This window comes from Sphingobium sp. 15-1, from assembly GCF_013375535.1.
Classification (GTDB): domain Bacteria; phylum Pseudomonadota; class Alphaproteobacteria; order Sphingomonadales; family Sphingomonadaceae; genus Sphingobium; species Sphingobium aromaticivastans.
The window spans coordinates 87,389-101,350 of sequence record NZ_JABXJG010000003.1 but is presented as its reverse complement, the minus strand read 5'-3'; the positions used below and the strand labels follow the sequence as shown (position 1 = coordinate 101,350).

Annotated in this window: 12 protein-coding genes and 1 pseudogene; 2 read left to right on the top strand and 11 right to left on the bottom strand. The window is 61.0% G+C overall.

Annotated elements, in window-relative coordinates; genetic code table 11:
• Window positions 1–8 precede the first annotated feature (8 nt).
• Window positions 9–1,430, top strand: coding sequence for an aldehyde dehydrogenase family protein (locus HUK72_RS23515; protein ID WP_176598991.1), 1,422 nt, complete (start codon window positions 9–11; stop codon window positions 1,428–1,430).
• 3 nt (window positions 1,431–1,433) lie between these two features.
• Here HUK72_RS23515 and HUK72_RS23510 read toward each other — a convergent pair whose 3' ends face one another.
• Together HUK72_RS23510 and HUK72_RS23505 are read right to left on the bottom strand one after the other, a co-directional pair.
• Entirely contained in the window at window positions 1,434–3,995 is a 2,562-nt protein-coding gene (locus HUK72_RS23510; RefSeq protein WP_176598990.1) for a LuxR C-terminal-related transcriptional regulator, read from the bottom strand.
• Window positions 3,996–4,018: 23 nt separating this feature from the next.
• On the bottom strand, window positions 4,019–4,666 hold the full coding sequence (locus HUK72_RS23505) for a TetR family transcriptional regulator (protein ID WP_176593098.1): 648 nt from the start codon (window positions 4,664–4,666) through the stop codon (window positions 4,019–4,021).
• Between the two features lie 135 nt (window positions 4,667–4,801).
• Here HUK72_RS23505 and HUK72_RS23500 point away from each other — a divergent pair, with 135 nt between their 5' ends.
• Window positions 4,802–5,917, top strand: coding sequence for an NAD(P)-dependent alcohol dehydrogenase (locus HUK72_RS23500; RefSeq protein ID WP_176598989.1), 1,116 nt, complete (start codon window positions 4,802–4,804; stop codon window positions 5,915–5,917).
• Between the two features lie 477 nt (window positions 5,918–6,394).
• Here HUK72_RS23500 and HUK72_RS23495 read toward each other — a convergent pair.
• The 9 genes and pseudogenes from HUK72_RS23495 to HUK72_RS23455 form a co-directional block, all read right to left on the bottom strand.
• Window positions 6,395–6,773, bottom strand: a pseudogene (locus HUK72_RS23495) (transposase); the annotation flags it as partial.
• 232 nt (window positions 6,774–7,005) lie between these two features.
• The gene (locus HUK72_RS23490; protein WP_176598988.1) at window positions 7,006–8,205 is read right to left on the bottom strand and encodes an IS256 family transposase; all 1,200 of its coding nucleotides are present in this window, start codon (window positions 8,203–8,205) and stop codon (window positions 7,006–7,008) included.
• A 131-nt stretch (window positions 8,206–8,336) separates the two neighbouring features.
• Complete coding sequence (locus HUK72_RS23485) at window positions 8,337–8,837, bottom strand: transposase (protein WP_255325976.1); 501 nt, start codon at window positions 8,835–8,837, stop codon at window positions 8,337–8,339.
• A 134-nt stretch (window positions 8,838–8,971) separates the two neighbouring features.
• Entirely contained in the window at window positions 8,972–9,391 is a 420-nt protein-coding gene (locus tag HUK72_RS23480; RefSeq protein ID WP_176598987.1) for a GFA family protein, read from the bottom strand.
• Window positions 9,392–9,439: 48 nt separating this feature from the next.
• Window positions 9,440–9,754: a 2Fe-2S iron-sulfur cluster-binding protein gene (locus HUK72_RS23475; RefSeq protein WP_176598986.1), complete on the bottom strand. Its 315-nt coding sequence runs from the start codon at window positions 9,752–9,754 to the stop codon at window positions 9,440–9,442.
• 22 nt (window positions 9,755–9,776) lie between these two features.
• Window positions 9,777–10,931, bottom strand: a complete 1,155-nt coding sequence (locus tag HUK72_RS23470) for an acetyl-CoA C-acetyltransferase (RefSeq protein WP_176598985.1) — start codon at window positions 10,929–10,931, stop codon at window positions 9,777–9,779.
• A gap of 2 nt (window positions 10,932–10,933) precedes the next feature.
• Window positions 10,934–12,007, bottom strand: a complete 1,074-nt coding sequence (locus HUK72_RS23465) for a phosphotransferase (protein WP_176598984.1) — start codon at window positions 12,005–12,007, stop codon at window positions 10,934–10,936.
• Window positions 12,004–13,179, bottom strand: coding sequence for an acyl-CoA dehydrogenase family protein (locus HUK72_RS23460; RefSeq protein WP_336952340.1), 1,176 nt, complete (start codon window positions 13,177–13,179; stop codon window positions 12,004–12,006). Before HUK72_RS23460 ends, HUK72_RS23465 begins: the two co-directional genes overlap by 4 nt.
• A complete protein-coding gene (locus tag HUK72_RS23455; RefSeq protein ID WP_176598983.1) occupies window positions 13,176–13,937 on the bottom strand; it encodes an SDR family NAD(P)-dependent oxidoreductase in 762 nt (253 codons plus the stop codon). The genes HUK72_RS23460 and HUK72_RS23455 overlap by 4 nt, the downstream gene beginning before the upstream one ends.
• Window positions 13,938–13,962: the final 25 nt, after the last annotated feature.

Genomic DNA, 13,962 nt, shown 5'->3' with positions numbered 1-13,962 from the left:
AACTGACAATGAAAAATTTTACGATGACAATCGCCGGCAAGGCAGTCGAGAGTACCGACGTGATCACTGTCATAAATCCGGCAACCGGGAAGCCGCTCGCAACCGCTCCCGATTGCTCGACCGAGCAACTCGAACAGGCCGTCGCAAGCGCACGTGCAGCCTTTCCGGCCTGGCGGGCCACGTCGGATATGGACCGTGGTCGTGTCCTCAAGGCCGCCGCCGCTGTGCTGGCCGCGAATGCAGACGAACTCATGCGCCTGCTGACGAGCGAACAGGGCAAGCCTCATGACGAAGCCCGTTTCGAGATAATGGGCGCAGCTTATTGGCTATCGTCGCTGGCGGGGATGGAGATACCCGTCGAAGTGAACGAGGATAGCGTCGAGCGGCGGTCCGAGACACGGCACGTTCCTATAGGCGTCGTCGCCGGTATCTCGCCCTGGAACTTCCCGGTCCTGCTGTCCTTCTGGAAGATCGCCCCGGCGTTGCGAGCGGGCAACACCATGATCCTGAAGCCGTCTCCCTTCACACCGCTGACGATGCTACGGATCGGCGAACTGCTGCGCGGCGTCATCCCCGATGGCGTACTCAACATCATCACCGGAGGTGACGCGCTCGGCCCGAAAGTGACGGCTCACCCGGGAATCGACAAGGTCAGCTTTACCGGCTCGACCGCCACGGGCAAGCGCGTGATGGCGTCGGCTGCCGCCGACCTCAAGCGCGTGACGCTCGAGCTTGGGGGCAATGATGCGGCGATCATCATGCCCGATGTCGATGTCGATGCTGTTGCCAAGGACCTGTTCTGGGCTGCTTTCCGGAACTCGGCCCAGATCTGCATCGCAACCAAGCGGATGTACGTCCATGAAGCGATTTATGATCGGCTTGCCGCGGCCCTGACAGACTATGCGCAATCGGTGAAAATGGGTGACGGTTCCGAACAAGGCACCGAACTTGGCCCTGTGCAGAATAAGCAACAGTTCGACCGGGTCGTGGAGATCATCGACGATTGCAAGGACAAGGGGCTTCGCTTTCTCACTGGCGGTAACGTCCCGCAGGATGGCTCAGGCTATTTCATTCCCGTGACCATCATCGACAACCCGCCTGAAGATTCGCGCGTTGTTCAGGAAGAGGCTTTCGGCCCCATCTTGCCCCTCATAAAGTTCAGCGAACTCGAGGATGTGATTTCTCGCGCCAATGCCTCTGAATTTGGGCTGGCAGGTTCAGTCTGGTCGTCGGACACCGACGCAGCGCTGGCAATCGCCGCGCGGCTAGAGACCGGAACCGTCTGGGTCAATGAAGTTCAACATCTTTCGCCATTCCAGGCATTTGCCGGTCACAAGCAGTCAGGCCTCGGTGTCGAGAATAGCTTGGGCGGCCTGCTCGAATATACCATGCCCCAAACGATCACCGTAAAGGCTGCCAAGGCTGCCTGATCCCTACAGCATGGCCAATCGGCGGGCGCGCGCGAGGGCGCCCGACCGATTACGCACTCCAAGCTTGTTGTAGATATTCTGAATGTGCCACTTCGTCGTGGAAAGGCCCAGGTCGATATGGTCAGCGATGGCCTGGCTGGTTAGGCCGGTATCCAGCAGAACCAACACCTCATGCTCGCGCGCCGTCAGCCGGTCGACCGGGGCCTGCTCGTTACTTCCTTCAGCCTGTATACGATAGCGCGAACGCAGCGCTTCGATGAGAACTCCGCTCGCTCCTGTCACAGTCGAAGACAGGTCGGTCTCCGCGAGCAACGAGGTCAAGCCCCATCCAAAGTCCAAGATCGTGCGGTGAAATCCTCGCTCGCTGGCCATGCGGATGGCGCGTTCGAAGCTGCGTTTGGCGTCCCCCATTTTTCCAGCGCCCGCCGAGCAGGTCGCCGAAAGCATCAGGAGCTGGACATGATCGCGCGCACGCCCTGCCTTCTCGGCAGCCGGTAGCAACCTGGTGGCAATTGCCGATGCCTCAGTGACCTTTCCCTCGCTGAGCGCCACCCAGGCATGGGTCTGTTCGACATCATGGGCCATATATTGAGGGATCAACTGCCCCGTCGCAACATGCCGCCACCCTTCGGCAAGGCCGACAAATGCTGCATTGAAATTGTCCGATGCATCCGCGGCGCGACCGTGCCTAAGTTGAAGGGCCACCGCCAGCAGGTCGGCGCTTACGCCGTAGCGCAGCCCCCTGACCAACCGATGCTGGGTCTCACACAGCGCCGCATCGACACCATCAGATTCCTCGGCAAGCAGTGTTGCGGCTTCGAGCGCAGCAATGTGCGCTTCGATCAGCCCATTATCGCCGACATGGAGATGCCCTGCGGAGAGATGTTCGCGAGCGAGGGCAACCTCGCCCGTCTCGACAAGAATTCTCGCGGCGAGCAGGTGGATGGTTCCGATCATCGATGCCGCGATCTCGTCGGATGCGTGGGCGCGTTCGAGCGCGGAAAGAATGATTTCTCGAGCCCGGGTCGCACGACCAGATTGAAGCTCGAGATAGGCTTCCGCCTTCGCGACCCAAAGCTGGCCGTATTTTCCGCCCCCTTCTCCAGCCCGTTGACGGGCAACCAGCAGGTCACGTCGGGCCGCATGCCTGTCTCCCAACTGATAATGCCCCAGAGATCGCGTGACACAGATTGCGGCGGTGTGAAACGAATCGAGCTGTTCCCAGCGCGTCATCCAGTTGTCCGCCAGATCGACCAGTGCCAGCATGTCATCGCCCCGCGCGGCGACGCTAACCCTCAGCCTGTCGCGATGCGCCAGCCAGAGCCTGGGCGCGTCTTCGGGCATCTCACGGTCGAGAATGTCGAGCTCGGCCAGCGCCGGATCAACTTGCAGGGCCAGCACCAGTGCCCATGTCTTCCAGAGCCTGAGTGGAATGGAGATTGGTTGACCGGCTTGCTCGAGCTGTTCGGTCCAAGCCAGCATTCGCGGCAATTCGCCTAGACCATGGGCGATATTGGCCGCATTTGTGACGATAAGGTCTTGCGCACGTTGGAGGTCACCTGCCCCAAGGGCGTAGTCGACAGCATCGCAATAGGCCTCCCGCCACTCGCACCAATCACTGGCAGCGCGCAGAAGCTCAATACTTTTTGTCGCGCCAGCCTGTCGCTTTTTCGCGTCCAGAAACTGCTGAAATATCCCGTGAAGTCGCAGCCAATCGCCGCCGCCTGTGGCAGGAACGATCATGACATTTTCAAGTCGGGCGCGCTGGAGAAGGAGCTCGGACGAGGGATTGATCACCTCTCGCAGCATTGCCGGCGAAAAACGCTCCAAATCCGCCAGATCAAACAGAAAGCGACGCATTGCGTCATCAAGCTCTGAATATATGCTTTCGTTGAGATACTGACCGAGATCATCGCGGGGATAGACTTCACGAATATCTACCTTTGACCATCCTCCACGTCGCCTTGCCAGCATGCCATAGCATTGCGCGGCGATCGGCCAGCCTTCGATCCATTGCGATACTTTCCGAGTCTGTCCCGCGCTCGGCATCTGGCCGGCATAGAAACCAAGGAGCGCACCGACTTCATTTTCATCAAGGGCGAGGAGTTCCACATCTAGTATTTCAACCCGCCCCCTTGCCACGAGACTGATCCAGTCCATGTCGGGAAGCATCCGCGTAGCGATCACAAAACACTGTGTCGCATCATTGGAGGTGATGGTTCGGATCAGCCGGGCAAATTTGCGCGAATCGGCATCGTGGGCATCGTCGATGAAGATGACGTCAGCGTTTCCGCCGGGTTGCCCGTCGCTGACGATGCGATCCAGTTGGCACCACGCGACTTGTCCGCCAGCATATTCAATCGCGTCGGAATAGCCCCGCAAAAGGGTCGTCTTGCCATAGCCTGGCGGCGCGGAGATGAGGATCACGCTGGACTTGCTCTGGCGCAATCGCTCGAACGCCCTTGTGGGGACAGCCCTGCTCGCCACATTGCGTGCCTCGGGCACGGCCTGAGACTGGACTGCAGAGGAAACCGTCTCTGCACTTCGTGCGTGGGTCCTGAGCATTGATCCTACTCCTTGGGCGTTCTCTAGCCGAGACGCTCGCTTCTGGTCTTCAGCCCGTCGAGAAGGAAGCGCACCAGATGATCGGCGTAGGCGTCCTTGAGGGCTGGTGTAATTTCCGGGGGGCCCGATAGAAATGGCAGGGTGCTGCGCGAATGGAACAGAAACTCGCACGCGCCGATCACGGTATAATAGAAAAGGTTGGTGTCGACAGAGGTTATATCGCCGGCCTGGCGACATTCGTCGAGGATGCGTGCCTGATACTGTTGAAGTGGCGCTATGAAAATCCTGGCTAATTCGCGAGCGGTTTCGGCATTGCCGGACTGAAGAACATTGATCAGTCGGTTGATATAGGGATAACGGAAGTAGACGTTGATGACACCACGGATGTGCAGCTCGAGCTTTTTAAGCGGCGCCACATCCTGGACAACAAGATATTCGAGGTTGTGCAGGGCTTTGGCAGCGTCGCGCTCGAGGAGAGCCAGCAATAGCCCCTCCTTACCCCGGAAATAATAATTCACCAGCCCGTGATTGAGCCCAGACCGAACGGCGATCTCGCTGAGAGAAATGTCCAGCGTATCACGCTCGCTCAGCAATGCGCTGGTTGCGTCCAGCAAACGCTCCCGCGCTGCTACGCGGCCATTCTCATCGACGCGGACGCCTATCCTAGCCATACGAATCCTCTCTCCATGTGTTTATTTATGCGTATAGATAAACTCTGGCAAGTGATTTCACCCTCCTTTTGGCTAGGGCGACGAAGGGGCCCACATGGCAAGCAACAGGAGGGCCACTTTTAAGGTATGCGATCGATGAAGATAACTGCGGCAGTCGCCAAATTCCCGAAAGCCGATTTCGAATTCGCCGAACTCGAACTGGAGGAACCACGTGACGACGAGATATTGGTGCGTATCGCTGCTGTGGGGCTCTGCCACACCGATCTTGTCGCGCGGGATCAGATCCTTCCTGTACCGCTACCGGCCATTTTGGGGCATGAAGGGGCCGGTATCGTCGCTCGGGTTGGTGCGAACGTCTCGAAAGTCGCCCAAGGCGATCATGTGGTTCTGACATTCCGCTCATGCGGTGTCTGCACCCGCTGCCTCACGGGAGAGCCGACCTATTGCGAGCAGGCACTGGCCCTGAACTACACGGGCTGCCGTCCGGATGGCTCGACGGCGATCCACAATCATGGCGCGCCCGTGTCGAGCAACTTCTTTGGCCAATCGTCTTTCGCGACCTATGCGCTCGCTTACGAATCCAACGTGGTGAAGATCGATCCGTCAGTCCCGCTCGAACTTTTAGGACCGCTAGGTTGCGGCGTACAAACTGGTGCCGGCGCCGTGCTGCGGGCACTGGCCTGCCCCAAAGGATCCTCGATCGTCATCTTGGGGGGAGGCTCGGTAGGGCTCAGCGCAGTTCTCGGTGCCGTGATTGCCGGATGCACAACCATCATCGTCTCTGACCCCAAGGCGGAACGTCGTGCGCTGGCGCGCGAGCTCGGCGCCACGCATGTCATCGACCCGACGGTCGAGAAGGTGAACAAGGTCGTTCGACGCCTCACAGGTGCTGGCTCAGACTTCGCTCTGGATACCACCGGCGCAGGGCCTGTGATGGACAGCGCGCTTGGATGCCTGCGTCCGCACGGTACGCTCGGACTGCTCGGCGTGCCGTCGAACCCCGAGCAGCGCCTGCCTGGCCTCGCTTCAACAGTGCTCATGTTCGGCTACACGATCAAGGGGATCATCGAGGGAGATAGCCAGCCGGACAGCTTCATCCCCGAACTCATCTCTTACTATCTCGAGGGCCGGTTTCCCTTCGACAAGCTCATCAGCCTGTACCGCTTCGACCAGCTCAATCAGGCGGTGCAGGATCAGCACGACGGAAAGATCGTAAAGGCGGTTCTCACGATGCCGAACCACCTTCTCTAGAAGGCTTTAGAAGCAGGTAAAAACGTAGTTCGACACAGCCAGTCACCTGCGGACTGACGAAAACGCGTCCAACCATAAATCCGGTCCGATGCATTCGGACCGGATACTGCTAAAGCCTTCAAGGCGCCACTGCCTTCGTCTTTCGATGACAGGATCGCCCGATATCTTGGGAAAATTGATCGGAAAACGTGGTCGGCCACCAACGAAGCCGGCCAGTCGACTAAGATCAGGATCTGTAATTTGCAGTTGCTTGGCGGTTGTCCCTTGAGGGTTTCAAGGATCTGTCCGCACTCGCCGATCCGGAGATCGGTGGTGCTGTATCGGGTCTCACAAGGCCGGACGTTGCATTGACTCGAAGCGGGCTTGGCAGCCCATCTGATCACCTTCGCAGATCGTCCGTCCCTGCGTTCCCTCGCGGGACACCGCCCTCGGGTCAGCTTGCGAGCATCACCGCTGGCGAACTGGTTCTACAGTATCTTAGGCCTCGAAAAAAGTACCATCGCGCAGCATGGCGTGCATGATGACGGCGAGGCGGCGGGCGAGCGCGACCCTGGCCTTTCGAAGGCCGCGCCGCTTCGCGATCTTCAGCGCCCAGGTCTTCAGCGCGAAGCTCTGCTTGGTGCGCGTCAGGATCGAGTTGGCCGCCTCATAGAGCAACTTGCGGACTGTGCCGTCGTCCTGTTTGGTGATCCGTCCTGTCCAGTCGAGTTCGCCGGATCTGATGTCGGCGCGGGACCAAGCCGAAGTAAGCACCGGCCGTTCTGGATCGCTTGAACCGGCTCGCGTCGTCAACCGCTGCGGCGAACGCGGCCGAGGTCTGCACACCGACGCCGGGGATGCTCATCAAGGCCTGGCAGACCGGCGATGTGGTACTGATCGCCTTCAGGTGACGATCCAGCTGCCCGATCTCCACGACGAGGCGCTCGCGGGCACGGAGCAGCGATGCGACCGCTTCGCCGAGACCCGGGACAGAGGCGGCCACTTGCATCCGCGCGAGGAACCGTTCGCCCTGGCCGATGATCGTGTCCCAACGCATGGTGTAGGTTCGCCGGCGTAGCCATGGCGATCTCCGGCTAGAGCCGGGTTGATCACGCACCCATGGGCGGCAGCGTGACGTACGGATCATCGCCGATTTGGGCGACGCTTTCCAGTGTCATGTAGCGGGCGCGCTGGACCGCCCATTCGTCATTTTGTTCCAGCAGGATAGCCCCGACTAAGCGGGTGATGGCGTCTTCGTTGGGGAAGATGCCGACCACCTCTGTGCGCCGCTTGATTTCGCCATTGAGGCGCTCGAGCGGGTTGGTCGAATGCAACTTCGTGCGATGCTGCGGCGGGAAGGACATGTAAGCCAGCACGTCCTGTTCGGCGTCGTCCATCAGTTTGGCCAGCTTGGGCACCGCCGGTCGGAGTTGATCAGCGACCTTGCGCCACTGGAGCTTGGCGGCCTCGGCGGTGTCCTGGGCGTACGCGGTGGCGATCAGCGCGGAGACGACACGGTTCCGGCTCCGCCCGGCATGAGCGATGGCATTGCGGGCAAAATGCACGCGGCAGCGCTGCCAGGTGGCGTTGAAGACGCGCGACACCGCCGCCTTGATACCCTCATGCGCGTCGGAGATGACGAGCTTCACGCCGCGCAGGCCTCGCCGCGCCAGATTGCGCAGGAAGTCGGTCCAGAAAGTTTCGGCTTCCGATGCACCGATCGCCATGCCCAGCACCTCGCGGCGACCATCGCTGTTGACGCCGACCGCGATGGTGACCGCCACCGAGACGATCCGCCCCGCCTGCCGGACCTTAAGGTAGGTGGCGTCGACCCAGAGATAGGGCCAGTCGCCTTCGATGGGCCGATCGAGGAACGCCTTCACCCGCTGGTCGATCTCCTGACAAAGGCGGCTGACTTGGCTCTTGGAGATGCCGCTCATGCCAAGCGCCTTGACCAGATCATCGACCGAGCGCGTCGAGATGCCCTGGATATACGCCTCTTGGATCACCGCCGTCAGCGCCTTCTCGGCCAGCCGGCGGGGCTCCAGGAAGCCAGGGAAATAGCTGCCGGTGCGCAGCTTGGGGATGCGCAGCTCGACCGTGCCCGCGCGCGTCTCCCAATCCCGATCGCGGTAGCCATTGCGCTGGGCCTGCCGCTCCGCGCTCTTCTCGCCATAAGCGGCACCCGTCAGCCCACCGACCTCGAGTTCCATCAGCCGCTGCGCCGCAAAGCCGATCATCTCGCGTAGAAAATCGCTGTCGGCGCTCTTTCCCAGCAGCGCCTGAACGTCCATCATCTCCTTGGTCATCGGGATCTCCATAGCTTGAGTCTCGCAACCCAAATCTATCCGAGATCTCCGATGGCCACCCGCGAAACTGACCGGCCGCTACTGCGCTTGATCGATGAGCGCGCGTCCGGTCAGCTTCGCTAACCGCCGAGCTACACCATCACCGGGGGCACGACCTGGCCGATGCCGAGCCGGATTCCGAAGGTGGCGCAGAGACCACGGATGGTGTTGTCGAGCCGGACGCGCGCCTCGACCAGATGCCTGCGGGCAGTAATGACCGAGCGCACGCCGTGTGCCGCCGGCGACTTGACGTGCACCTCCTTGTAGAACCCCGTGCGCGCCAGCTGCGCTAAGCCAGCGGCGTCGTGCGGATCGGTCTTGTTGGCCTTCATCGCCTTCAGGCTCTGGTGCGCCTGACGGGCGTCGATGCAGACGATCGTAACGCCCAGCTCGCGCAGGCCCAGCGCGATCGATGGGGTCATCCGGCCCGTCTCGATCACTGCGCGTTCGACCGGCTCATATTGCTCCAGCGCCGTGGCGATCGCCTCCGGCGTGCTGTCGACGCACGGCGCGCCGATCTTGCGTCCATCAGCATCGACGACACACACATGCGTCGTTTCCATCGACAGGTCTAATCCGGCATAGTGCTCCATGGTTGCTTCCTTCCTTCAGGCTTCGACAACCAGAAGTGTGCGCCTCAACCGAGGTCCGAGGGAAGCAGCCACAAATTACACGATGACCCTAGCAGAATGCCTGCCCGTTGCGGGCAATGGGGTTTAGCAAGGACTTACTGGGAGAGGTTTCTGTCGAACGCGGGGATCTCGAACTGTGACGACCACCAGGGCTGCGCGCTGCTGCACCAGATTTGCACTTTCGGGTCGATGCCGCCCTTGTCGTCCAGCGTGCCGGCTTTGAGGTAGGCGATCTCGGGCTTGTCCGAGGGTTCTGTCATGATGGGCGAGCCGCAGGCTGCACAGAACCGCCTGTAGATGACCGTACCGCTCTCTCCGCGATCCGTGTAAGACGCCAGGTCTCCAGAGACGGCCAGATCCGATCGCTGCACCACGAGATTGACCGAAAAGGCGCTCCCGCTTTGCTTCTGGCAATGGGCGCAGTGACAAATCGCGGTCAACAGCGGCGGCGCCGTCAATTCGTAGTGTATCTGTCCACAAAGGCAGCTTCCGGCCAATGGCTTTACGGTATGCATTGGAGACCCCTTCCCTTCTTGATGGCAGCACAATGCGCCAGGCCGCTGTTAGTCTTCAGGGGCGATCCGCACGACGACGCCGTCGTGCGAAGCCCCGACGATCAATTGACAGGAGAGGCGCGAGCAACCGGTACGATGATCCGAGGAATCGAGCAGGTCGTTCTCATCCTCGCCGATCGGCGGAAAGACGTCTGCCGAACTTTCCACCATCACGTGGCATGTTGCACATGAACAACAGCCGCCGCAAAGCGCCAGCATTTCATCAATGCCGGCGTCGCGAATGGCTTCCATGACCGATATGCCCACGGCCCCATCGACCTCTTGTCGGTCTCCATCGCGGAAAATGACAGCAATTTTGGGCATTTCCAGACTCTCCCCCAGCGCCTTAAAGTGCTTCGATGATCATGGCGTTGGCGATGCCGCCTGCCTCGCACATCGTCTGCAGGCCATAGCGCTTGCCGTGGCGTCGAAGGGCGTGGACAAGGGTCGCCATCAGCTTGGTGCCCGAAGAGCCAAGCGGATGACCAAGTGCTATGGACCCGCCATGAATGTTCAGGCGAGCAGGGTCGGCCTTGATCACCTCCAGCCATGCGAGTGGAACCGGCGCGAAAGCCTCGTTCACCTCGTAGAGATCGATCTCGTCGATGGACATGCCCGCACGCTCGAGTAGCTTCTGCGTCGCCGCAAGAGGCTCCTCCAGCATGATGACCGGATCCCCGGCGGTGACTGCCATCGCGTGGATGCGCGCGATGGGCGTGAGACCGTGCGCTCTGAGCGCGCGTTCGCTCACCACGAGCAAGGCAGAAGCGCCATCGCAAATCTGGCTGGCATTGCCTGCGGTGATGACGCCGCCCTCAACAAGGGTTTTCAAAGACCCGATCTTCTCAAGCGTCGAATCGGCTCTCACGCCCTCGTCGATCTGATGGACAGCGGTGCCATCCGAGGTCTTAATCCTGATCGGAACGATCTCCTGCTCGAAAGCGCCGGCGTCGATCGCGGCAGCGGCGCGTTGATGACTGTGAAGCGCAAAGCGATCCAGCGTTTCGCGGGAATAGCCATATTTGCGCGCCATCATCTCGGCGCCCTCAAACTGGCTGAAGCCTTCGACGCCGAACCGCTGACGGATCCTGTCGCTGACCGGAACGCCTCCACCTGCCTGGTTCGAGAACATCGGAACGCGCGACATGCTTTCAGCGCCTGCAGCGATCACCACGTCCTGGGTGCCTGACATGATGGCCTGGGCGGCGAACTGGACAGCCTGTTGCGAACTGCCGCATTGCCGATCGACCGTTACCGCCGGCACCGACGTCGGCAAGTTGGAGGCGAGAACTGCATTGCGTGCGAAAGCGAAGGATTGCTCTCCTGCCTGGGTCACGCAACCCAGCACAACATCCTCGATCGACGCCGGATCGATGCCCGTACGTGCAACGAGGCTGGACAGGACGTCGCCGGCGAGATCAGCGGGGTGAACTCCGGACAGGCGGCCGTTGCGACGCCCGCCAGCGGTACGCACTGCATCGACGATATAGGCTTGTGCCATGGTCATGATCCTTCAGGAATTTGAGCAACCGCGAGAGCTGCGAGTTCTGGAAATGCCGCAGCGCGCTCATGAGCCTGCGCCGATGCAGCCGTACCCCGGATCGCGCGCCCCTTGATGCCGTGAAAAATCGCCGCAAGGCGGAAAAAGTTGAACGCCAGCGCGAAGCGATAGCCGGGGATGGAGTCGCCGCCGGTGCGACGACAATAAGCAGCCACATAATCGGCTTCGCTCGGAATGTTCAGCGCCTCGACGTCGGCGCCCGCCAGCCCAGCCACAATATGCGACGGCATGTGGTACATCATCGCATGATAGGCAAAATCGGCGAGCGGATGCCCGAGGGTCGAGAACTCCCAGTCGAGCACCGCCAGCACCTTGGGCTCCGTCGGGTGAAAGATCATGTTATCGATGCGGAAGTCGCCATGGACGACGCTGCTTTCCTCGCCCTCATCCATGGGAATGTTGGCCGGGAGCCAGTGCAGCAGGCGATCCATGTTTGGATCCCGGCCCGCGTCGGTATCGTCGAGATATTGTTGCGACCAGCGCGCAATCTGTCGGGCAAAATAATTCCCGGGCCTCCCATAGTCACCAAGCCCGATAGCGACGGGATCGAAGCTGTGGAGTTGCGCGATGGTCGCGTTCATCACATCAAAATAGAGCGGACGTTCGGACGCGCCGACCTCCGGGATCGTTGCGTCCCAGAATATCCGGCCCTCGACCATAGCCATCACGTAGAACCAGGTTCCGATGACGCTATCATCGGTGCACAGGCCATGGACTCGCGCTACAGGAAAGCCCGCCTTACCGAGAGCCTGGAGTATCTTTGCTTCCCGCTCGATGGCGTGCGCACCCTTCAGAAGCTGACCTGGGGGCTTGCGACGCAGGACATAGGTCCCCGAACTCGACCGTATCTTGTACGTCGGGTTGGATTGCCCGCCCTTGAACTGCTCTACGCTGATGGGGCCAGCGAAACCCGCGATATTGGCTTCCATCCAACTGGCGAGCGCCTGCTCATCGAAGGCGTAGCCCGCGCGCACCGCCGTCGTCCCGATATTGGCATCCTGCCCGGCCCCGCTCATGACTGACCCTTGCCCCATTCGCGCTTGATCGTCTTGGCCAGCGACCATTTATGGACTTCCGTCGGGCCGTCATAGATCCGGAAAGCGCGGATTTCACGAAACACCTGCTCGACGATGGTGTCGCCGCTGACGCCGCTGCCGCCCATGACCTGGACGCTCCGATCCGCCACGCGCATGAGAGCCTCGGACACTGCCACCTTCGCCATCGAGCTTTCGACCGTACCGAGCGATCCGCTATCGAGAATGTCGGCGCACCACAGGATCATGAGTTCGGCCTGCTGGAGGTCGATCCTGTTTTCAGCGAGCATGAAGCCGACGCCCTCATGATCGATCAGCGTTTTGCCGAAGGCTTGGCGGCGACAGGCATAGTCGGTGGCGATCTCGTGCGCGCGGATGCACGACCCGAGCCAGCGCATGCAGTGCGATAGACGCGCTGGCGACAGCCGGATCTGAGCATATTTGAAGCCTTCGCCTGACTGTCCCAGCATCTGGTCAGAGGGAACGCGCAGGTCCTCAATCGCGATTTCGGCATGACCGCCGGGCATGGAGGTGTCGATGGTGTTCGGCACGCGCTCGATCCGGATCGCAGGATCCGGCAGGTCGACGAGGAACATGCACGCACCGTCCTCCGATTTTGCCATCACGATCCCGACCAAAGCCCCCTGAGCCCCCGTGATGAAGCGCTTGCGTCCATTGATGACCCAGTGATTGCCATCGAGGCGACACGACGTCTTCATCATCGAAGGGTCGGAGCCAGCACCGCCATCCTCCCACGGCTCGGTCATCAGGAAGGCCGACCGGGCATCTCCAGCGATCATCGGCGCAAGGAAGTGCGCCATCTGTTCTGCCGTTCCGACCTGCCCGATCAGGTACATATTGCCCTCATCGGGCGCCATCGTGTTGACCGCGAGCGGGCCGAGTGGTGAGAGACCGGACTTGATCAGAATCAGCGCAGTCTCGCGTTGCGAAAGATGGGCGCCATCGGCAAGGATATGGGGCGTGAGCACGCCCGCAGCCCTGGCCTTGGCCCGCATCTCGACGACAAGCTCGTCGGTCGGCGCGCCATGATGGTCGCGCCGCTCGTCTTTCTCGTAAGGGATGATCTCGGCGCGGACGAACGCCTCTACCCGTGCGGCGATCTCGCGCGCCTTTTCGATGCCGACGCCGGTCACTTCGGAGCCATCCGGATAGCGCCATCAAGGCGGATAGTCTCACCGTTCAGCATCGGATTGGTGACGATGCTCTCGACCAGTTGGGCATATTCGTCGGGCTGACCGAGTCGGCTCGGGAATGGAACCTGCCTGCCCAGGGAATCCAGTGCTTCCTGCGGCAGCGCGGCGAGCAGAGGCGTCCAGAAGATGCCGGGAGCGATCGTCATCACCCGGATACCATATCGCGCGAACTCGCGCGCGATCGGCAAGGTCATGCCGACAATGCCGCCTTTCGACGCAGAATAAGCCGCTTGTGCGATCTGGCCGTCAAATGCCGCTACACTCGCGGTGTTGATGATAACACCGCGCTCTTCGCCGATCGGATCGACGGCATGGAGGCGTTCGGCAAATTTGGAAAGCACGTTGAACGTCCCGATGAGGTTCACCGACACGGTGCGGGTGAAGTCGGTGAGCGCCAGAGCATTGCCCTCGCGATCAATCACCTTGGCTGGGGTTCCGATGCCGGCGCAGTTCACCAGCACCCGTGCGGTGCCGTGGCTCGCTTCCGCCCTTGCCACAGCGTCGCGCACCTGGTCTTCGTCCGCGACGTTGACCGGCAGGAACAGGCCGCCAATCTCGTTCGCATGTGCCGTACCAAGTTCGGCATTGAGGTCGAAGATTGTGACCTTTGCTCCGGCTTTTGCCAGTTGCGTCGCCGTTGCGCCGCCCAGGCCCGATGCCCCTCCTGTAACGATTGCGGCTACGCCTGCTAAATCCATAACTATAAGTCCTTGCTTGAGAGGC

Coding starts and splice junctions, on each gene's coding strand:
- HUK72_RS23505 (WP_176593098.1), bottom strand. CDS start 4,666: ATGGCTAGGATAGGCGTCCGCGTCGATGAGAATGGCCGCGTAGCAGCG.
- HUK72_RS23510 (WP_176598990.1), bottom strand. CDS start 3,995: ATGCTCAGGACCCACGCACGAAGTGCAGAGACGGTTTCCTCTGCAGTC.
- HUK72_RS23485 (WP_255325976.1), bottom strand. CDS start 8,837: ATGGAGCACTATGCCGGATTAGACCTGTCGATGGAAACGACGCATGTG.
- HUK72_RS23465 (WP_176598984.1), bottom strand. CDS start 12,007: ATGAGCGGGGCCGGGCAGGATGCCAATATCGGGACGACGGCGGTGCGC.
- HUK72_RS23455 (WP_176598983.1), bottom strand. CDS start 13,937: ATGGATTTAGCAGGCGTAGCCGCAATCGTTACAGGAGGGGCATCGGGC.
- HUK72_RS23470 (WP_176598985.1), bottom strand. CDS start 10,931: ATGGCACAAGCCTATATCGTCGATGCAGTGCGTACCGCTGGCGGGCGT.
- HUK72_RS23475 (WP_176598986.1), bottom strand. CDS start 9,754: ATGCCCAAAATTGCTGTCATTTTCCGCGATGGAGACCGACAAGAGGTC.
- HUK72_RS23515 (WP_176598991.1), top strand. CDS start 9: ATGAAAAATTTTACGATGACAATCGCCGGCAAGGCAGTCGAGAGTACC.
- HUK72_RS23500 (WP_176598989.1), top strand. CDS start 4,802: ATGAAGATAACTGCGGCAGTCGCCAAATTCCCGAAAGCCGATTTCGAA.
- HUK72_RS23480 (WP_176598987.1), bottom strand. CDS start 9,391: ATGCATACCGTAAAGCCATTGGCCGGAAGCTGCCTTTGTGGACAGATA.
- HUK72_RS23490 (WP_176598988.1), bottom strand. CDS start 8,205: ATGACCAAGGAGATGATGGACGTTCAGGCGCTGCTGGGAAAGAGCGCC.